Genomic DNA, 18,932 nt, shown 5'->3' with positions numbered 1-18,932 from the left:
CCTCAATGGCTGGAGATGGCCGCGGGAATGCACGTCGTCGTATAGCCGGGGTCCTGGGAGGCGAGTCCCAGGAAGACGAGGAGCGGAGGACTTCCCGCGTTCTGCCGGTACTGGCAGGCGTAGGCGACCGTGGTGCCGTGGTCGGTCTTCACCATCGCCGGGTAGACCGGCTGATCGGTACCCGCCGGCAACACGCTCGACAGCGCGAGTCGCGGGGGAAGCTCCTCGCCGGAAAGGCGTTCGAGCTCCCCGAAAGTGACGGCGGATCCCATGGTTGTTCCCTCCCTAGGGGACGACATCGTCCCGGCGTCGATCCCCGCCGGAGACTAACCAGGAACGGAAAGTCCGACACTTCGCCAATCCTCTGATCACCCGAATGGGTTGGAAACCGCCCCGGGAGGGTGCAGGGGCGAACGCGCGTCCCGGGCCAAGGGCACGCATGAGTCAATTGGCGTGAATAGCAACTTACTTACCACCTTGTTGAACTTGGCGGCTTCCGGCCCCTTTTGCAGACTCTGCTGCAGGCTCTTCTGCAGAATCGCGGCCCCACAATGCAGCAGGGCCGCACCCCGTACGAGACGGGGTGCGGCCCTGGACCGCTCGGCTGTGCCGCCGGAACCGCTTACTTGCGGATCAGCGAGCGCAGCACGTACTGCATGATGCCGCCGTTGCGGTAGTAGTCCGCCTCACCGGGGGTGTCGATGCGGACGACCGCGTCGAACTCCACGCCGGTGTCGGTGGTGACCTTGACCGTGCGGGGCGTGCGGCCCTCGTTGAGCTCGGTCACACCGGTGAAGGTGAAGGACTCCTCGCCGGTCAGGCCCAGCGACTCGGCCGAGGCACCCTCGGGGAACTGCAGCGGGAGGACGCCCATGCCGATGAGGTTCGAGCGGTGGATGCGCTCGTAGGACTCGGCGATGACGGCCTTGACGCCGAGGAGCGCGGTGCCCTTGGCGGCCCAGTCGCGGGACGAGCCGGAGCCGTACTCCTTGCCGGCCAGGACGACCAGCGGGATGCCCTGCTCGATGTAGTTGCGCGAGGCGTCGTAGATGAAGGAGACGGGAGCGTCTTCCTTCGTGAAGTCGCGGGTGAAGCCGCCCTCGGTGCCCGGCGCGATCTGGTTGCGCAGACGGATGTTGGCGAACGTACCGCGGATCATGACCTCGTGGTTGCCGCGGCGCGAGCCGTAGCTGTTGAAGTCACGACGCTCGACGCCGTGCTCGGTGAGGTACTTGCCGGCCGGGGTGTCGGCCTTGATGGCGCCGGCCGGGGAGATGTGGTCGGTGGTGACCGAGTCGCCCAGCTTCGCCAGGACGCGGGCGCCGGCGATGTCGGAGACCGGGGTGGTCTCCATCGTCATGCCCTCGAAGTAAGGGGGCTTACGGACGTAGGTGGACTCGGTGTCCCACTCGAAGGTGTTGCCGGTCGGGATCGGCAGCGCCTGCCACTGGGCGTCGCCCGCGAAGACGTCCTGGTAGGACTTGTTGAACATGTCCTCGCCGATGGCGTTGGCCACGACGTCGTTGACCTCGGCCTCGGACGGCCAGATGTCCTTCAGGAAGACCGGGTTGCCCTCGGTGTCCGTGCCCAGGGCGTCCCGCGTGATGTCCACCTTCATGGAGCCCGCGATGGCGTACGCGACGACCAGCGGCGGGGAGGCCAGGTAGTTCATCTTGACGTCGGGGTTGATGCGGCCCTCGAAGTTGCGGTTGCCCGACAGGACGGACGTGACCGCGAGGTCGTGCTCGTTGACGGCCTTGGAGACCTCCTCCGGCAGCGGGCCGGAGTTGCCGATGCAGGTGGTGCAGCCGTAGCCGACGAGGTTGAAGCCGACCTTGTCGAGGTAGGGGGTCAGGCCCGCCTTGTCGAAGTAGTCGGTGACGACCTTGGAGCCCGGGGCGAGGGTGGTCTTGACCCACGGCTTGCGGGTCAGGCCCTTCTCGACCGCCTTCTTGGCCACGAGCGCCGCGGCGACCATGACGTAGGGGTTCGAGGTGTTGGTGCAGGAGGTGATCGCGGCGACGGTGACGGCGCCGTGGTCGATCTCGTACGTCGTGCCGTCGGGGGCCGTGACCGTGGTCGGGCGGGTCGGCACGCCGTTGGCGGCGGCCGGGGCGTCGGAGGCCGGGAAGGACTCCTCGCCCGCCTCGTCGGCGGTGGAGACGTAGTTGAGGACGTCACGCTCGAACTGGGCCTTGGCGTCGGCCAGGACGATGCGGTCCTGCGGGCGCTTCGGGCCGGCGATGGAGGGGACGACCGTTGCGAGGTCGAGCTCCAGCTTCTCGGAGAAGTCGGGCTCGGCGGCCGGGTCCAGCCACAGGCCCTGCTCCTTGGCGTACGCCTCGACGAGCGCAACCTGCTGCTCGGAGCGGCCGGTGAGCTTGAGGTACTTCAGCGTCTCGCCGTCGATCGGGAACATCGCGGCGGTGGAGCCGAACTCCGGCGACATGTTGCCGATGGTGGCGCGGTTGGCCAGCGAGGTGGCGGCGACGCCCTCACCGTAGAACTCGACGAACTTGCCGACGACGCCGTGCTTGCGCAGCATCTCGGTGATCGTGAGGACCAGGTCGGTGGCGGTGGTGCCGGCCGGGAGCTCGCCGGTCAGCTTGAAGCCGACGACGCGCGGGATGAGCATGGAGACCGGCTGGCCGAGCATCGCGGCCTCGGCCTCGATGCCGCCGACGCCCCAGCCCAGCACGCCGAGGCCGTTGACCATCGTGGTGTGCGAGTCGGTGCCGACCAGGGTGTCGGGGTAGGCCTGGCCGCCCCGGACCATGACCGTGCGGGCCAGGTGCTCGATGTTCACCTGGTGGACGATGCCGGTGCCCGGGGGGACGACCTTGAACTCGTCGAAGGCGGTCTGGCCCCAGCGCAGGAACTGGTAGCGCTCCTTGTTGCGGCCGTACTCCAGCTCGACGTTCTGGCCGAAGGCGTCCTTCGTGCCGAACTTGTCGGCGATGACGGAGTGGTCGATGACCAGCTCGGCCGGGGCCAGCGGGTTGATCTTCGCCGGGTCGCCGCCGAGCTCCTTGACGGCCTCACGCATGGTGGCGAGGTCGACGACGCAGGGGACGCCGGTGAAGTCCTGCATGATCACGCGGGCCGGCGTGAACTGGATCTCCTGGCTGGGCTGGGCCTGCGAGTCCCAGTTGCCCAGCGCACGGATGTGATCGGCGGTGATGTTCGCGCCGTCCTCCGTGCGGAGCAGGTTCTCCAGCAGCACCTTCAGGCTGTAGGGAAGGCGCGCGGAGCCCTCGACCTTGTCCAGCCGGAAGATCTCGTACGACTCGTCGCCCACCTGCAGCGTGCTGCGGGCGTCGAAGCTGTTCGCCGACACGACAGTCTCCTTCATGCATGAATTCGCGTACTGCGGCCATCCTGCCGCCCCACGGTCCCGCCAATCCGATAAGGTGTGCCTTAGTTAGGCATGCCTTACTGGCGCGACAGCGGTACGCCTCTCGGCAGATATCTCGATGTCGAGATAACTCTAGTACATCGCCGGGGAACGGTCATGTCCTGACAGGGCCGTATCCCTCCGGGCCCCGGCAGGCGTGCCTCAGGCGCGCCCGCCCTGCGCGGCCTCCGCCTCGCGCCAGAACTCCGGCACGCGGCTGTTCAGCACCTTTACCGGGATGCCGTGCCCGGCGCCGGGCACGATCTCCGCCCGCACGTCCGGGATCAGGCGGCGCGCCCGCTCCGCGGCACGCGTGGAGTCCATGGCCCGGTTCGCCCCGCCGAGCAGGATCAGGGCGGGCGCCGTCACGGAGCGCAGTTCCTCGTCGGTCATGCGCGGCGGCGGCAGCAGGCGTACGCGGAAGCCGCGCAGGGCCTCCAGCGACAGGCGCATCTGCGCCTCGGCCTCCTCGGGGGCGGCGCCCGTGTCGCCGATGAGCCCGGTGAACCAGCGGCGCTGGAACTTCTCCGAGCCGCTGACCATGGCGGCGACGGCGCCCAGGAGGAAGCCCGGCCGCAGCGGGGCGAGGGCCCGGGGCGGCTCGTAGGCGGCGACCGAGGCGACGCGGGCGGGTCTGCGAGCCGCGTGATTGAGGGCGACCCAGCCGCCGTACGAGTGACCGACCAGGTGCGCCCGCTCCAGGCCGAGGCCCGCAAGGACCTCTTCCAGCCAGTTCGCGGTGTCCTGCGCCGTGGTGACGGGGGCGCTCTGCGTGCTGTACCCCGGGTCGCCGACGCGGTCGACGGCCAGCACGGGGCGCCCCTCGCCGAGCACGGCCACGTGCGGCGCCCATTCGGCGGGGGTCGCGCTCTGGCCGTGCAGCAGGACGACCGGGGTGCCCGGGCCGCCGCCGTAGGTGTGGACGCGGGTCGTCCCGAAGGACGTGCTGACGTCCCGCTGCCCGCGCGGCTCCGGCCAGAAGGCCATCGCCTTGTCGTAGGCGCCGAGTATCCGCGCCCGGGCGGCCTCGTCGGCGAAGGAACTGAGCTGCGCACCCATCGAGGCGACCTCCCCCTGCGACGGCACCCCCGGCCGCCGCGTTTCGATCATGGCAGGGGGCGGATCGCGGGGCACAAGCGGCCCTAGTTCACCAGTACGAGTGAGGGTTGGGCCGAATGGGCGGGTTGGCGGCGCCGATTGCCGTAGACCTTGGACGGTCGTCATGCTGCAGTCACGATCCGCGGGAGGACCGAATGAGCGCACGACCCCACGCTTACGCAGCCGACGACCCCGAAACCGCACTGAAGTACGCGGTCCAGTGCGTCAGGGGTCACCGGGCGCAGATCGTCGAGGGGGTCATCCAGCTCATGTCTGCGACATGGGGCCACGAAAAGGTCATCAAGAAGATCCGCAGGCAGATGGAGCCGACGACCGACAAGCTCGGCTGCGTGATCGGCGCCGGCAATGTCGACCTGCCAGGAACCCCCAACTGGTACATCCCCGATATGGCCGTCATCCCAGAGCACCTCGAAGACGCCAACGCGGTACTGGCCGACCAGACCCTGCTCGTCGTCGAAGTCACCTCCGAGTCCAGCGGGGACACCGACCGCATCGTCAAGCGCCGCCGCTACGCGGAGTTCGTCGCCCCGCTCTACCTTCTCGTGGACCGCCAGGAGCACTCCTGCACGCTCTTCAGCAAGCCGGGGAAACTCGGCTACACGCGCACAAACGGCCCCCTCCCCTTCGGAACTCCCGTCCGGCTCCCCGAGCCCTTCGACCTCGACATCGACACCTCCGAGTTCCGACCTGACCGCGGCCCTACGACCCCGCCAGCCCTCCCCGTACGAGGTTGACGACCTCCTCGTCCGACATGCCCAGTGCCCGCGCGTCCGCGACCAGGGCGCGGACGCCGTCCGTCAGGCGGGCGCGGCCGGGCGCGGCGGCGTCGGCCGTGACCACCGCGCCGCGGCCCCGCCGGAGTTCGATGAGGCCCTCCTCGCGCAACTGCTGGTAGCCGCGCAGCACGGTGTGGACGTTGACGCCGAGGGAGTCGGCGAGGGCGCGGGCGGCGGGGAGGCGTTCGCCCGGGTGGACGGTGGCGTCGGCTATGGCGCCGCGCACGGCGGCGGCGATCTGGTCGCCGAGCGGCACCGGGGAGCCGTGGTCGAGGCGGACGAGCATCTCAGCCTCCTCCGGGTGTCGTGCCGGCCGCCGCGTGCCGGCGCTCGCGCTCACGCTCGGCCAGGGCGCCGAGGAGCGCGGCGGCCGTCGCGGCGTCGTCGACGGTGACGATGAACTCGCTGCCGGTCGTCAGCCGGACCACCACGGCGGGGCCGGAGCGCAGGCCGAAGCCGCTGCGGCCGGGTACGGCACGGTAGCCCCAGCCGCCGAGGTCGCGCAGCGGTTCGACGTGGCGGTGCCCGGCCTCCGCGATCCGGTCGAGGGGGATGCGGACGCGCGGGCGGGGCAGGCCGAGCACGTTCACGGTGAGGCCGTGCCGGTCGACGGTGACGCGGACGGCGAAGCAGGCGCACAGCACCACTCCCCCGGCCGCGAGTCCCAGGCCCGCGGCCCAGCCGGCGAGCGGGACGAGGAGGGCGCCGGCCGCCAGGAGGGACGCGCCGCCGACGAGCACGGGGCGCGAGCCTGCGCCGCGGGTCCAGAGCGCGCTCTCGCCCTCGCGGAGCACGAAGCGGGGCGCCGGTTCCACGGTGGCATCCGGCTTCGCCTGCGGCGCCGCGGGGCCCCGGCCGCCGGCCGGCACGCCGAGGCCCGCGGCCGCGGCGGCGACGGCGAGGGCGGCGCCCAGCGTCCCCGGGCCGAGCCGGACCCCGTCGGCCGTCTCCGCCCCGGCGTTGTTCAGGACGACCGCCACGACCACGGTGCCGACGAGCCCCGCGACGGCGCAGCCGAGGCCGACGAGCACGCGGTGGCCGCGCGTCGCGTACACGAGCCCCGTGCAGAGCAGCGCCATGATGAGCAGGATGCCCAGCGCCCCGTACGGGAAGGCGTCGCGGGTCGTGAAGTCGTCGGCGCCGCCGGAGCCGGAGAAGTGGGTGGCGACGGGGTCGGGCAGGCGGTCGCGGTGGGTCAGAAAGACCGTCAGGAAGGCGGCGCAGGCCAGCAGATGGGCAGCGGCCACGACGAGGGGCGCACGAAGCCCGCTCGCCGGGCGCGGGGACACGGCCGGCGGCGCGGCCGGGGACACAGTCATGGCACCTCCGTGGCACCTCCGAGTTGTACGCATCGTAATAGAACAACCAATGGCCAGAACCGCCATGCGGATGAAATCTCATATGTGAGATAACGTTTAGGGCATGACAGACGCATACCTCGCCCGCATCGGCAAGCTGATCCGCGACGCCCGTCAGCACCGAGGCTGGACCCAGTCGCAGCTCGCGGAAGCCCTCGGCACCAGCCAGAGCGCCGTGAACCGCATTGAGCGAGGAAATCAGAACATCAGCCTTGATATGATCGCCAGGATCGGTGAGGCACTGGACAGCGAAATCGTCTCCCTCGGTTACGCGGGTCCCATGCACCTCAGGGTGGTCGGCGGACGCCGGCTCTCCGGCGCCATCGACGTCAAGACCAGCAAGAACGCGTGTGTCGCACTGCTCTGCGCCACCCTGCTCAACGCGGGCCGCACGACCCTGCGCAGGGTCGCCCGGATCGAGGAGGTCTACCGGATCCTGGAGGTGCTGGGCAGCATCGGCGTCCGCACCCGCTGGATCAACGACGGCAACGACCTGGAGATCGTGCCGCCGGCGGAGCTGAACCTGGCCGCCATGGACACCGAGGCCGCCCGCCGCACGCGCAGCGTCATCATGTTCCTGGGCCCGCTGCTGCACCGTATGGACCACTTCAAGATTCCGTACGCGGGCGGCTGCGACCTCGGCACCCGCACCGTGCAGCCCCACATGACGGCCCTGCGCCACTTCGGCCTGGAGGTCACCGCGACCGACGGGACGTACCACGCACAGGTCGACCGTTCGGTCGCACCCACTCGGGCGATTGTGCTGACCGAACGGGGTGACACCGTCACCGAGAACGCCCTCCTCGCGGCCGCCCGCCACGACGGCGTGACCGTCATCCGGAACGCCAGTTCGAACTACATGGTCCAGGACCTGTGCTTCTTCCTGGAGGAGCTCGGCGTGCGCGTCGAGGGCATCGGCACGACCACCCTCACCGTGCACGGCGTCGCCACCATCGACCGCGACGTGGACTACGCGCCCTCCGAGGACCCGGTGGAGGCCATGAGCCTGCTGGCCGCCGCCGTCGTCACCGAGTCCGAACTGACCATCCGGCGCGTGCCGGTGGAGTTCCTGGAGATCGAGCTCGCGGTCCTGGAGGAGATGGGCCTCGACCACGAGCGCAGCCCGGAGTACCCGGCGAACAACGGCCGCACGCGCCTGCTGGACCTGACCGTGCGCCCCTCCAAGCTGCGGGCCCCGATCGACAAGATCCACCCCATGCCGTTCCCGGGCCTGAACATCGACAACGTGCCCTTCTTCGCGGCCATCGCCGCGGCCGCCCAGGGCCAGACCCTCATCCACGACTGGGTCTACGACAACCGCGCCATCTACCTCACCGACCTCAACCGTCTCGGCGCGGACGTCAAGCTCCTCGACCCGCACCGCGTCCTGGTCGAGGGCCCCACCCGCTGGCGCTCCGCCGAGATGATGTGCCCGCCGGCGCTGCGGCCGGCCGTGGTCGTCCTGCTGGCCATGATGGCCGCCGAGGGCACGTCCGTCCTCCGTAACGTCTATGTCATCAACCGCGGTTACGAGGACCTTGCGGAGCGCCTCAACTCGATCGGCGCCCAGATCGAGATCTTCCGCGACATCTGACCCCGCAACCCTCCTGCTCCGGGTCATCGCGAGTGATCCGGGACAGGATGGGGGGATGGGATTCCATGTCGATTCCGAGGCCGGGCGGCTGCGCCGCGTCATACTGCACCGCCCCGGCCTGGAGCTGAAGCGGCTCACGCCCTCCAACAAGGACGCTCTCCTCTTCGACGACGTGCTGTGGGTGCGGCGGGCCCGCGCCGAGCACGACGGCTTCGCGGACGTGCTGCGCGAGCGCGGGGTCGAGGTGCACTTCTTCCAGGACCTGCTGGAGGAGAGCCTGACGGTGCCGGAGGCCCGGGCGCTGGTGCTGGACCGGGTCTTCGACGAGAAGGAGTACGGGCCGCTGGCCACCGGCCACCTGCGGGCCGCGTTCGAGCGGCTGCCGGCGGCGGAGCTGGGCGAGTGGCTGGTCGGCGGGATGACCAAGCGCGAGTTCCTGGAGCGCTGGAGCGAGCCGGTCTCCGTGCGCTTCCACGCCATGGAGCTGGACGACTTCCTGATCAACCCGCTGCCCAACCACCTGTTCACCCGGGACACCTCCGCCTGGGTCTACGACGGGGTGTGCGTCAACGCGATGCGCTGGCCCGCGCGTTGGCACGAGACCGTGCACTACGAGGCCCTCTACCGCTACCACCCGCTCTTCTCGGACGGCGGCTTCCACGTCTGGTCGGAGGGCCAGGCCGCCTACCCGTCCACGATCGAGGGCGGCGACGTGCTCGTCATCGGCGAGGGCGCGGTGCTGATCGGAATGAGCGAGCGGACCACGCCGCAGGCGGTGGAGATGCTCGCCCACCGGCTCTTCGCGGCCGGCTCGGCCCGCACGATCGTGGCGCTGGACATGCCCAAGCGGCGCGCGTTCATGCACCTGGACACCGTGATGACCATGGTGGACGGGGACACCTTCACCCAGTACGCCGGGCTGGGGATGCTCCGCTCGTACACGATCGAGCCGGGCGTGGGCGAGCGCGAGCTGAAGGTCACCGACCATCCGCCGGAGCACATGCACCGCGCGATCGCCGCAGCTCTCGGCCTGGACTCGGTGCGGGTGCTGACCGCGACGCAGGACGTGCACGCGGCGGAGCGGGAGCAGTGGGACGACGGCTGCAACGTGCTGGCCATCGAGCCGGGCGTGGTGGTGGCCTACGAGCGCAACGTCACGACCAACACCCACCTGCGCAAGAACGGCATCGAGGTGATCACGATCCCGGGCAGCGAGCTGGGCCGGGGGCGGGGCGGGCCGCGCTGTATGAGCTGTCCGATCGAGCGGGATCCGGTGGCCGGCCGGCCTCCGGGGCCCGCCGCGGCGCCCTTCGCAGCCCCCGCCGAGGGTGGCCCTTCGCACACTTGATTGCATAGCAATGCGGAAGCATGTATAGAATTCCATCTTTCCGCAGTCATGAGCACGCGAGCCAGAGCGCCAGAGCCAGCTAGGAGTCCATCCCATGACGACAGACCTCAAGGGCCGTCACTTCCTCAAGGAGACGGACTTCACCGCCGAGGAGTTCCACAGCCTCGTCGAGCTGGCGGCCGAACTCAAGGCGGCCCGGCAGACCGGCACCGAGGAGCAGCGCCTCCTCGGGCGGCACATCGCCCTCGTCTTCGAGAAGACCTCGACACGGACCCGCTGCGCCTTCGAGGTCGCGGCCGGCGACCAGGGCGCCCGCACGACCTACCTCGACCCGGCGGGCTCCCAGATCGGGCACAAGGAGTCGGTCAAGGACACCGCGCGCGTCCTCGGCCGGATGTTCGACGCCATCGAGTACCGGGGCCACGGCCAGGACGTCGTCGAAGAGCTCGCCGCGCACGCCGGGGTGCCCGTCTACAACGGCCTGACCGACGAGTGGCACCCCACCCAGATGCTCGCCGACATCCTCACCATGTCCGAGCACACCGCCAAGTCCCTGGACCACGTCGCCTTCGCCTACCTCGGTGACGCCCGCTACAACATGGGCAACTCCTACCTCGTCACCGGCGCCCTCCTCGGCATGGACGTGCGCATCGTGGCCCCGGAGGAGCTGTGGCCCGACGCGGAGATCGTCGCGATGGCGCGGCAGCTCGCCGAGGTGAGCGGGGCGCGGATCGCCCTCACCCCGGACGTCGCCGAGGGCGTGAAGGGCGCGGACTTCGTCGCCACCGACGTGTGGGTGTCCATGGGCGAGCCCAAGGAGGTGTGGGACGCCCGCATCGCGCTGCTCGCACCGTACGCCGTGACCATGGACGTGCTGCGCGCGACCGGCAATCCGGCGGTGAAGTTCCTGCACTGCCTGCCCGCCTTCCACGACCTGGAGACCACGGTCGCCCGCGAGATCCACGAGCGGCACGGGCTGACGTCCCTGGAGGTCACCGACGAGGTCTTCGAGTCGCAGCACTCGGTCGTCTTCGACCAGGCCGAGAACCGGATGCACACGATCAAGGCGGTGCTGGTGGCGACGCTCGCCGGCTGACGGCGCAGTCGCCCCGGGCGGGCGGCGGGCCCCGGGACGGCCGCCGGCCGCCGACCGCCCCGGGGCAACTCCCCTTCTATCGCGCACTCGTGACGACAGTCACGCACCGGTGATAACTTCACAGCGCAGGCACGCACCAGCCCCACCGGCTGAAGGAGGCCGCGCTCCATGAGTCCGTTCACCGGCTCCGCGTCCCGTACCGAGGAGTGGCGGCACCTGCGCCTGACCCTCGACGCGGGCGTCGCGACCGTCACCCTCGCCCGCCCCGGCAAGCTCAACGCCCTCACCTTCGGCGCCTACGCCGACCTGCGCGACCTCCTGCCCGAGCTGGCCCGCGACGGCTCCGTGCGCGCCCTCGTGCTCGGCGGCGAGGGCCGCGGCTTCTGCTCCGGCGGCGACGTCGACGAGATCATCGGCGCGACCCTGGCCATGGACACCGGGCAGCTCCTCGACTTCAACCGGATGACCGGCCAGACCGTACGGGCCCTGCGCGAGTGCCCCTTCCCCGTCGTCGCCGCCGTGCACGGGGTCGCCGCGGGCGCCGGGGCCGTCCTCGCGCTCGCCGCCGACTTCCGCGTGGCCGACCCGACCGCCCGCTTCGCCTTCCTCTTCACCCGCGTCGGCCTCTCCGGCGGGGACATGGGCGCCGCCTACCTGCTCCCCCGCGTCGTGGGCCTCGGTCACGCCACGCGGCTGCTGATGCTCGGCGAGCCCGTACGCGCCGACGAGGCGGAACGCATCGGTCTGATCAGCCAGTTGACGGAGGAGGGCCGGGCGGGTGACGCGGCGCAGGCCCTCGCCCGCCGCCTCGCCGACGGGCCCGCCCTCGCCCACGCGCAGACCAAGGCCCTGCTCACCGCCGAGCTCGACATGCCGCTCGCGGCCGCCGTCGAACTCGACGCCGCCACCCAGGCCCTGCTCATGAACAGCGCCGACTACGCCGAGTTCCACGCCGCCTTCACCGAGAAGCGGCCCCCGAAGTGGCGCGGCCGGTGACCGCCGCCGAGCGGGTCGCCGTCATCGGCGGCGGGCCCGGCGGCCTCTACGCCGCGGCCCTGCTGAAACGTCTCTCCCCGGAGCGCGACGTCACCCTCTGGGAACGCAACGCCCCCGACGACACCTTCGGCTTCGGCGTCGTCCTCTCCGACGAGACCCTCGGCGGCATCGAGAGCGCCGACCCCGAGGTCTACGCCGCCCTGCGCCGCGAATTCGTCCGCTGGGACGACATCGACGTCGTCCACCGCGGCACCGCCCTGCGCTCCGGAGGCCACGGCTTCGCCGCCCTCGGCCGCCGCCGGCTCCTGGAGATCCTCCACGAGCGCTGCGCCGGGCTCGGCGTCCGGCTCCGCTTCCGCGCGGAGGCGCCGCCCGCCGAAGAGCTCGCCCGCACCCACGACCTCGTCATCGCCGCCGACGGCGTCCACAGCCGCACCCGCGACGCCCACGCCGACCACTTCCGCCCCACCGTCACCGCCCACCGCTGCCGCTACATCTGGCTCTCCGCCGGCTTCGCCTTCGACGCCTTCCGCTTCGAGATCGCAGCGACCGAGCACGGCCTGATGCAGCTCCACGGCTACCCGTACCGGCGCGACGCCAGCACCGTCGTCGTCGAGATGCGCGAGGAGGTGTGGCGCCGCGCCGGTCTCGACCGCGCCGACGAGGACGGCACGCTGGAAGCCTGCGGCAAGTACTTCGCCGACGCCCTCGGCGGCCGCCCCCTGCGCTCCAACCGCTCCGCCTGGACGGCCTTCCGCACCGTCGTCAACGAGCAGTGGCACCACGGCCGTACGGTCCTCCTCGGCGACGCCGCCCACACCGCCCATTTCTCCATCGGCTCCGGCACCAAGCTCGCCGTCGAGGACGCCCTCGCACTGGCCCGGAGCCTGGAGCGGCACCCGGACGTCCCGGATGCGCTCGCCGCCTACGAGGCCGAACGGCGCCCGGCCGTCGCCTCCACCCAGCGCGCCGCCCGCGCCAGCCTGGAGTGGTTCGAGGACCTCGCCGTGCACGTGGACCAGCCGCCGCGCCGGTTCGCCTTCAACCTCCTCACCCGCAGCCGCCGCGTCACCCACGCCAACCTCCGCCTGCGCGACGCGGACTTCGTCGCCTCCGTGGAGGACGAGGCCGGCGTCCCGCCCGGCACGCCCCCCATGTTCACCCCCTTCCGGCTGCGCGGCCTGACCCTGCGCAACCGCGTCGTCGTCTCCCCCATGGACATGTACTCCGCCGTCGACGGCACTCCCGGCGACTTCCACCTCGTCCACCTCGGCGCGCGCGCCCTCGGCGGGGCCGGGCTCGTCATGGCCGAAATGGTCTGCGTGAGCGCACAGGGCCGGATCACGCCCGGGTGCTCGGGAATGTACGCGCCCGGACACGAGCGGGCCTGGCGCCGCATCACCGATTTCGTACACGCCCAGGCGCCGGGCACGGCGATCGGCCTCCAGCTGGGGCACGCGGGCCGCAAGGGCTCCACCCGCCGCATGTGGGAGGGCATCGACCAGCCGCTCCCGGAGGGCAACTGGCCGCTCGTCGCCCCGTCCCCGCTCCCGTACCGCCCCGGCGTCAGCCAGACGCCGCACGCGCTGTCGGTGGCTGAAATGACTGCCATACGCGATCAGTTCGTACGGTCGGCCGAGGCCGCCGCCCGCGCCGGATTCGACCTGCTCGAACTCCACTGCGCCCACGGCTACCTGCTGTCCGGCTTCCTCTCCCCGCTGACCAACCGCCGCGACGACGCCTACGGGGGCGCCCTGGACGGGCGGCTGCGCTACCCCCTGGAGGTCTTCGACGCGGTACGGGCCGTGTGGCCCGCCGACCGGCCCATGACCGTACGGATCTCCGCGACCGACTGGGCCGACGGCGGCACCACCGCGCAGGACGCCGTCGCCGTCGCGCGCGCCTTCGCCGCCCACGGGGCCGACGCGCTCGACGTCTCCACCGGCCAGGTCGTCGCCGACGAGCGGCCCGCCTTCGGCCGCTCGTACCAGACGCCCTTCGCCGACCGCATCCGCCACGAGGCGGGCGTCCCCGTGATCGCCGTGGGCGCGATCTCCTCCTGGGACGACGTCAACTCCCTGATCCTGGCGGGCCGCGCCGACCTCTGCGCGCTCGGGCGGCCGCACCTGTACGACCCGCACTGGACGCTCCACGCGGCGGCCGAGCAGGAGTACGCGGGGCCGGGGGTGTGGTGGCCCGCACCGTACCGGGCGGGGAGCCGGCGGCCGCCGACCGGGCGGGGGGCTTAGGTCACGCCAACTCCCCCGCCACAAACCGCGCCCCCGCCTCCCGCAACCGCGAATGCAGCGCCCCGAACACCCGCGCCGCCCGCACCCCGGGCCAGTCGGCCGGCAGCAGGCCGCCCGGCAGGCCGGGGTCCGCGTACGGCAGGTGCCGCCACGAGTCCAGCGCGAGGAGATAGTCGCGGTAGGCGTCGCGCGGCGGCACCACCCGCCGCCGCGCCCAGCGCCGCAGCACCGGCTCGTGGGCGGCCAGGAAGGCGCGGTGCTGCCCGGCCAGGGCATCGAGGTCCCACCAGCGGCCCACGGCCTCCGCGGTCGGCTCGAAGCCGAGGTGGGAGCCCTTGAACAGGTCGACGTACGAGGCGAGTCCGAGCCGCTGCAGCGTGTGCCGCGTCTCGTCGTGGACGTGGGCGGGAGCGATCCACACCCCGGGGGCCGCGGTCCCGAAGCCGAGCCGGGCCAGCCGCGAGCGCAGCAGGTGCCGCTTGTGGCGCTCCTCCTCGGGCACGGAGAACACGGCCAGCAGCCAGCCGCCGGCCGTCCGCGTGGCGGCCCGGCCGTAGATGCGCCGGTCGCCGTCGTCGAGGAGCTGCCGGGCGGCTTCCGAGAGCCCGTAGCCCGCGGCGCCGTCGGGCGTACGGTCCGCGACGAGCAGGCCGCGCCGTTTGAGGCGCGAGACGGCCGACCGCACCGAGGGCGAGTCCACGCCCACGGCACCCAGCAACCGGATCAGGGACGCGATCGGCACGGGCCGTCCGCCCGTATGGCGGGCGCCGCCGCGGCCGTACGCGCCGTAGAAAGTGACGATGAGGGACCGAGGAGTATGGAGTGGTTGCTGGTCAGTCACGGGGAAACTGTAAAGCGCCGTGACGCAGCCGGAAGCGCTGCAGCTTGCCGGTGGGCGTGCGGGGAAGGGCCTTTGGGAACTCGATCTCGCGAGGGCACTTGTAGGGAACGATCTCCTTTTTGGTGAACTCCCGCAGCGCCGCCGCCGTTTCCGCGGTGCGCGGCACCCCCGCCCGGAGCACCACGTAGGCGACGACGATCTCGCCGCGCCGCTCGTCCGGGCGCCCGACGACGGCCGCCTCCAGGACGTCGGGGTGGCGCAGCAGGGCCTCTTCCACCTCCGGCCCGGCGATGTTGTACCCGGCCGAGATGATCATGTCGTCGGCGCGGGCGACGTAGCGGAAGTGGCCGCCGGGCTCGCGGACATAGGTGTCTCCGGTGAGGTTCCAGCCGTCGCGAACGTACGCGCGCTGCCGTTCGTCGGCGAGGTAGCGGCAGCCCGTGGGGCCGCGCACGGCCAGCAGCCCCGGTTCGCCGTCCGGCAGCGGCCGGCCGTCGGGGCCGACGACGCGTGCCTCGTAGCCGGGGACGGGAAGGCCGGTGGTGCCGGGGCGGATCGCGTCGTCGGCGGCGGAGATGAAGATGTGCAGCATCTCGGTCGCGCCGATGCCGTTGATGACGCGCAGCCCGGTGGCCTGCCGCCAGGCGTGCCAGAGGCCCGCGGGCAGGTGTTCGCCGGCGGAGACGCAGCGGCGCAGCGACGAGACGTCGTACGTGGCGGGCTCGGTGTCGAGCCGCTCCAGCATCGAGCGGTAGGCGGTGGGTGCGGTGAAGAGCACGGAGACGCGGTGGCGCCGGACGTCGGCGAGGAGCTGTTCGGGGCCGCGCCAGTCGGTCAGCAGGGTGGCGGCGCCCGCCCGCAGGGGGAAGATCACCAGGCCGCCGAGGCCGAAGGTGAACCCCAGGGGCGGGCTGCCGGCGAAGACGTCGTCGGGGCGGGGCCGCAGGACGTGCGCCGAGAAGGTGTCGGCTATGGCGAGGACGTCGCGGTGGAAGTGCATGCAGCCCTTGGGGCGTCCGGTGGTGCCGGAGGTGAAGGCGATGAGGGCGACGTCGTCCGCGGAGGTGTCCACCGCCGCATACGATGAGGGTTTGTCCGCGGCCAGGTGCAGCAGGTCGCCCGGGGTGTCGCCGCCGTACGGGGTGACGCGCAGGGGCTCCGGGGCCTGCGCGAGGGCGTCGAGGCCGTCGAGCGACCGGGCGTCGCACAAGGCGTGCCGTATGCGGGCGAGTTCGCAGATCGTGGCGAGTTCCTGCGGGCGCTGGGCCGCCAGGACGGTGACGGCCACGGCCCCGGCCTTCATCACGGCGAGCCAGCAGGCGGCGAGCCAGGGGGTGGTGGGGCCGCGCAGCAGGACGCGGTTGCCGGGGACGACGCCGAGGTCGTCGGTGAGGGTGTGGGCGATGCGGTCGACGTGGGCGGCGAGCCGGCCGTAGGTCCACAGACCGCCGGCGCCGTCGTGCACGGCGGGGCGGTCCGGGCCCAGCCGGGCCACGGTGGCGTCGAGGAGCTCGGCGCCGCAGTTGAGGCGGGGCGGGTAGGCCGGCAGGGCGCCGCTCCGGTGCTGCAGGTCGGGCCATTGGTCTGCGGGCGGGAGGTGGTCGCGCGGGAAGGTGTCGACGTGGGCCGACGGCTGAAGCTCGGTCGCTGCCATCGCTGATGCGCCCCCTCGCGCCGGTGACATGGAGGTGAACGGGGGTCTTGCCAGCCGTGCGGATCCGCTGTCAGCGTAGCGACTTGGTGACGGCAGTCAACAGATCGCGATAAGCACGCCACGCGGCCGCGAGCGTCCACGAACACCACCGTGGACACGGCCGCGAACACGACCGCGCGAGACCACGAAGGACCACGAAGGGGCCGCCCATGGTCACCCCGTTCGCCCTCGACCCGCAACAACGCGCCTGGTGCGCGGATCTGCGCACGCTCACGGCGGAGCGGCTGCGCCCGCTGGCGGCCGGCGGTGAGCCGGGCCGTGTCAACCGGCCCCTCGTCGCCGCCCTCGGCGAACACGGCCTGCTGGCCCGGCTCTTCCCCGCGGACGAACCGGTGCGCGCCATGGACCTGTGCCTGCTGCGGGAGTCCCTCGCGCGGGAGTGCACGGAGGCCGAGACCGCGCTCGCCCTGCAGGGGCTCGGCGCGTACCCCGTCGTGCAGTCCGGCTCCGCGCGGCAGCGCGCCCGCTGGATGCCGGAGGTCGTCGCGGGCCGGGCCGTGGCCGCGTTCGCGCTGAGCGAGCCGGCGGCCGGGTCCGACGCGGCGGCGCTGGAGCTGTGCGCCGAGCCGGACCCGTCCGGCGCCGGGGACGGCTGGCGGCTCTCGGGCGAGAAGACGTGGATCTCCAACGCCCCCGAGGCCGACGTCTACACCGTCTTCGCCCGCACGGGGCAGGCGCCCGGCTCGCGGGGCGTGACCGCGTTCCTCGTGCCGGGCGACAGTGCGGGGCTCTCCGGCCGGAGCCTGGACATGCTCAGCCCGCACCCCATCGGCACGCTGACGTTCGACGGCGTGCCGGTCGGCGCAGGGGACGTGCTCGGCGTGCCGGGCGGCGGCTTCCGCGTCGCCATGCGCACGCTCGACCTCTTCCGGCCGAGCGTGGGGGCCTTCGCCGTCGGCATGGCGCGCGCCGCCCTCGCCGCGGCCGTCGCCCACGCCGGGGAGCGGCGCGCGTTCGGCGGCCCCCTGAAGGACCTGCAGGCCGTCTCCCACCAGCTCGCCGAGATGGCCACCCGCACGGAGGCCGCGGCGCTGCTGGTGTACGCGGCGGCCGCGGCGTACGACGCGGGCGAGCCCGGCATCGCGGCCCGCTCGGCGATGGCCAAGCTCTTCGCCACCGAGACCGCGCAGTACGTCGTGGACGCGGCCGTCCAGCTGCACGGCGCCCGCGCCCTGCGCCGGGGTCACCTGCTGGAGCACCTGTACCGGGAGGTACGTGCGCCGCGGATCTACGAGGGCGCGAGCGAGGTCCAGCGCACGATCATCGCGAAGGAGCTGTACCGGTGAACGAGACGACTGCGCCGGGCCGCGAGGAGAGCGGGAGCACGGCGGCGCCGGGCGGGACCGGAGAGCTCCGGCGGGTCAACCCGCCGGAGCTCTCCCCGCCCACCGGCTTCTCGCACGCGGTCACGGCCGGCGTCACCGGAGGCCGGCTCGTCTTCCTCGCCGGGCAGACAGCACTCGACAGCGCCGGCCGTATCGTGCCCGGAGGCATGCCGGAGCAGTTCGAGCGGGCCCTGGGCAATCTGCTGGCCGCCCTGCGCGCCGCGGGCGGCACTCCGCAGCACCTCGCACGCGTCACCGTCTACACCACCGACGTCGCCGCCTACCGGACGCACTCGCGGGAACTGGGCGCCATCTGGCGGCGGCTGGCCGGGCGGGACTACCCGGCCATGGCCGTCATCGGCGCGGTGCGGCTGTGGGACGAGGAGGCGCTGGTGGAGCTGGACGGCATCGCGATGCTGCCGTGAGCTCCGTCCCGCGCCCGCCGAGCTCCCTACCGGGCCCGCTCAGAAGCCCGAGCAGGTCGCCGTCGCCTCCGGGCCGGACGCCGTGGCGGTCCACGGCCTGCGGTCGTTCACCGTCACGGAGCAGGAGACCGTACCACCGCCCTTCCCCGTCGTGACGGCCAGCAGCCCGCCCTTCACGAAGCCCTTCGTCTCCAGCTCCTTGCGCCAGGGCAGCTCCCGGTGGCTCTCCTTCTGCGTCACCAGGGCCCCGCCCTGCCAGGTGGTGTACGCGATGGCCACGTCCTTGGCGCTGCCGGTGACCTCGTACCGCACCCGGACCGTCTTGTCGCTCTCGCCGGCGAGCCCGACGACGAGCGCCGCGCACCCGCCGGCCAGCAGGAGCACGGCGGCGAGCAGCACCCACGGCCACTTGCGGCGCCCCTTGCGGGCGTGGGCATGCGGCGGCGCCCACTGGCCGTGCGCAGGCTCGCCGCCGCCCGGATGCGGGGTACTCATGCGGCCAGCATGCCGTCGCCCCTGCGGGGTGGCGAGCGGAGGCCGCCCGTACGGGCGGAAACCCGGAACTGCCCCGGGCGCGGCCCCCCGCCCCGGGCGCAATCGCCGTCCCCGCCTGCGGGTGCCGTTGTGCCCACCCGTGCCGCCCCAGCGGCACGATTGCCCACAACGCGGGAAAGGCGGGGCCGTAAACACCCGGCCC

Annotated in this window: 16 protein-coding genes; 8 read left to right on the top strand and 8 right to left on the bottom strand. The window is 72.4% G+C overall.

The window, feature by feature from the left end:
- Positions 1-2: 2 nt before the first annotated feature.
- The 3 genes from IE241_RS00935 to IE241_RS00925 all read right to left on the bottom strand — a co-directional run bounded on the left by IE241_RS00935 (position 3) and on the right by IE241_RS00925 (position 4,504).
- Positions 3-272 (bottom strand): hypothetical protein, encoded by a 270-nt coding sequence (locus tag IE241_RS00935; protein WP_190019614.1) that lies wholly within the window; start codon positions 270-272, stop codon positions 3-5.
- 350 nt (positions 273-622) lie between these two features.
- Positions 623-3,337 (bottom strand): aconitate hydratase AcnA, encoded by a 2,715-nt coding sequence (gene acnA, locus IE241_RS00930; RefSeq protein ID WP_190019613.1) that lies wholly within the window; start codon positions 3,335-3,337, stop codon positions 623-625.
- Between the two features lie 219 nt (positions 3,338-3,556).
- Positions 3,557-4,504 carry an alpha/beta fold hydrolase gene (locus IE241_RS00925; protein WP_229898657.1) on the bottom strand — a complete coding sequence of 316 codons (948 nt, stop codon included), beginning with the start codon at positions 4,502-4,504 and terminating at the stop codon, positions 3,557-3,559.
- Positions 4,505-4,647: 143 nt separating this feature from the next.
- Between IE241_RS00925 and IE241_RS00920 the strand changes: the two genes are divergently transcribed.
- Entirely contained in the window at positions 4,648-5,247 is a 600-nt protein-coding gene (locus tag IE241_RS00920; protein WP_190019612.1) for a Uma2 family endonuclease, read from the top strand.
- Here the strand turns inward: IE241_RS00920 and IE241_RS00915 are convergent.
- Complete coding sequence (locus tag IE241_RS00915) at positions 5,213-5,575, bottom strand: GntR family transcriptional regulator (RefSeq protein ID WP_190019611.1); 363 nt, start codon at positions 5,573-5,575, stop codon at positions 5,213-5,215. The genes IE241_RS00920 and IE241_RS00915 overlap by 35 nt on opposite strands.
- 1 nt (position 5,576) lies before the next feature.
- Positions 5,577-6,608 (bottom strand): DUF1648 domain-containing protein, encoded by a 1,032-nt coding sequence (locus IE241_RS00910; RefSeq protein WP_190019610.1) that lies wholly within the window; start codon positions 6,606-6,608, stop codon positions 5,577-5,579.
- 103 nt (positions 6,609-6,711) lie between these two features.
- Between IE241_RS00910 and IE241_RS00905 the strand changes: the two genes are divergently transcribed.
- The 5 genes from IE241_RS00905 to IE241_RS00885 all read left to right on the top strand — a co-directional run bounded on the left by IE241_RS00905 (position 6,712) and on the right by IE241_RS00885 (position 13,930).
- Positions 6,712-8,241, top strand: a complete 1,530-nt coding sequence (locus IE241_RS00905) for a helix-turn-helix domain-containing protein (protein WP_190019609.1) — start codon at positions 6,712-6,714, stop codon at positions 8,239-8,241.
- A 55-nt stretch (positions 8,242-8,296) separates the two neighbouring features.
- Positions 8,297-9,589: an arginine deiminase gene (locus tag IE241_RS00900; RefSeq protein ID WP_229898656.1), complete on the top strand. Its 1,293-nt coding sequence runs from the start codon at positions 8,297-8,299 to the stop codon at positions 9,587-9,589.
- Positions 9,590-9,683: 94 nt separating this feature from the next.
- The gene (argF, locus tag IE241_RS00895; protein WP_190019608.1) at positions 9,684-10,685 is read left to right on the top strand and encodes an ornithine carbamoyltransferase; all 1,002 of its coding nucleotides are present in this window, start codon (positions 9,684-9,686) and stop codon (positions 10,683-10,685) included.
- A 168-nt stretch (positions 10,686-10,853) separates the two neighbouring features.
- Complete coding sequence (locus IE241_RS00890) at positions 10,854-11,681, top strand: enoyl-CoA hydratase family protein (RefSeq protein WP_190019607.1); 828 nt, start codon at positions 10,854-10,856, stop codon at positions 11,679-11,681.
- Positions 11,666-13,930: a bifunctional salicylyl-CoA 5-hydroxylase/oxidoreductase gene (locus tag IE241_RS00885; RefSeq protein ID WP_190019606.1), complete on the top strand. Its 2,265-nt coding sequence runs from the start codon at positions 11,666-11,668 to the stop codon at positions 13,928-13,930. Before IE241_RS00890 ends, IE241_RS00885 begins: the two co-directional genes overlap by 16 nt.
- 1 nt (position 13,931) lies before the next feature.
- Here the strand turns inward: IE241_RS00885 and IE241_RS00880 are convergent, their stop codons facing one another.
- Entirely contained in the window at positions 13,932-14,771 is an 840-nt protein-coding gene (locus IE241_RS00880; protein WP_190019605.1) for a PaaX family transcriptional regulator, read from the bottom strand.
- On the bottom strand, positions 14,764-16,425 hold the full coding sequence (locus IE241_RS00875; protein WP_308433600.1) for an AMP-binding protein: 1,662 nt from the start codon (positions 16,423-16,425) through the stop codon (positions 14,764-14,766). The genes IE241_RS00880 and IE241_RS00875 overlap by 8 nt, the downstream gene beginning before the upstream one ends.
- A gap of 209 nt (positions 16,426-16,634) precedes the next feature.
- On the opposite strand from IE241_RS00875, the gene IE241_RS00870 reads away from it, so the two are divergent.
- Both IE241_RS00870 and IE241_RS00865 read left to right on the top strand, forming a co-directional pair.
- A complete protein-coding gene (locus tag IE241_RS00870) occupies positions 16,635-17,771 on the top strand; it encodes an acyl-CoA dehydrogenase family protein (protein ID WP_190019603.1) in 1,137 nt (378 codons plus the stop codon).
- The gene (locus IE241_RS00865) at positions 17,768-18,235 is read left to right on the top strand and encodes a RidA family protein (protein ID WP_190019602.1); all 468 of its coding nucleotides are present in this window, start codon (positions 17,768-17,770) and stop codon (positions 18,233-18,235) included. Before IE241_RS00870 ends, IE241_RS00865 begins: the two co-directional genes overlap by 4 nt.
- A gap of 39 nt (positions 18,236-18,274) precedes the next feature.
- Here IE241_RS00865 and IE241_RS00860 read toward each other — a convergent pair whose 3' ends face one another.
- Positions 18,275-18,730, bottom strand: coding sequence for a hypothetical protein (locus tag IE241_RS00860; RefSeq protein ID WP_190019601.1), 456 nt, complete (start codon positions 18,728-18,730; stop codon positions 18,275-18,277).
- Between the last annotated feature and the right edge of the window lie 202 nt (positions 18,731-18,932).

The organism is Streptomyces hiroshimensis, from assembly GCF_014650335.1.
Taxonomy (GTDB): Bacteria; Actinomycetota; Actinomycetes; order Streptomycetales; family Streptomycetaceae; genus Streptomyces; species Streptomyces hiroshimensis.
The sequence above is the reverse complement of the archived record's forward strand: the minus strand, read 5'-3'. Positions and strand labels throughout refer to the sequence as shown.

Excerpts from the sequence above, each read along its gene's own strand:
- IE241_RS00870 (WP_190019603.1), top strand. The coding sequence starts at position 16,635 with ATGGTCACCCCGTTCGCCCTCGACCCGCAACAACGCGCCTGGTGCGCG.
- IE241_RS00890 (WP_190019607.1), top strand. The coding sequence starts at position 10,854 with ATGAGTCCGTTCACCGGCTCCGCGTCCCGTACCGAGGAGTGGCGGCAC.
- IE241_RS00915 (WP_190019611.1), bottom strand. The coding sequence starts at position 5,575 with ATGCTCGTCCGCCTCGACCACGGCTCCCCGGTGCCGCTCGGCGACCAG.
- IE241_RS00920 (WP_190019612.1), top strand. The coding sequence starts at position 4,648 with ATGAGCGCACGACCCCACGCTTACGCAGCCGACGACCCCGAAACCGCA.
- IE241_RS00875 (WP_308433600.1), bottom strand. The coding sequence starts at position 16,425 with ATGGCAGCGACCGAGCTTCAGCCGTCGGCCCACGTCGACACCTTCCCG.
- argF (WP_190019608.1), top strand. The coding sequence starts at position 9,684 with ATGACGACAGACCTCAAGGGCCGTCACTTCCTCAAGGAGACGGACTTC.
- IE241_RS00910 (WP_190019610.1), bottom strand. The coding sequence starts at position 6,608 with ATGACTGTGTCCCCGGCCGCGCCGCCGGCCGTGTCCCCGCGCCCGGCG.
- IE241_RS00905 (WP_190019609.1), top strand. The coding sequence starts at position 6,712 with ATGACAGACGCATACCTCGCCCGCATCGGCAAGCTGATCCGCGACGCC.
- IE241_RS00860 (WP_190019601.1), bottom strand. The coding sequence starts at position 18,730 with ATGAGTACCCCGCATCCGGGCGGCGGCGAGCCTGCGCACGGCCAGTGG.
- IE241_RS00935 (WP_190019614.1), bottom strand. The coding sequence starts at position 272 with ATGGGATCCGCCGTCACTTTCGGGGAGCTCGAACGCCTTTCCGGCGAG.
- IE241_RS00925 (WP_229898657.1), bottom strand. The coding sequence starts at position 4,504 with ATGATCGAAACGCGGCGGCCGGGGGTGCCGTCGCAGGGGGAGGTCGCC.
- IE241_RS00900 (WP_229898656.1), top strand. The coding sequence starts at position 8,297 with ATGGGATTCCATGTCGATTCCGAGGCCGGGCGGCTGCGCCGCGTCATA.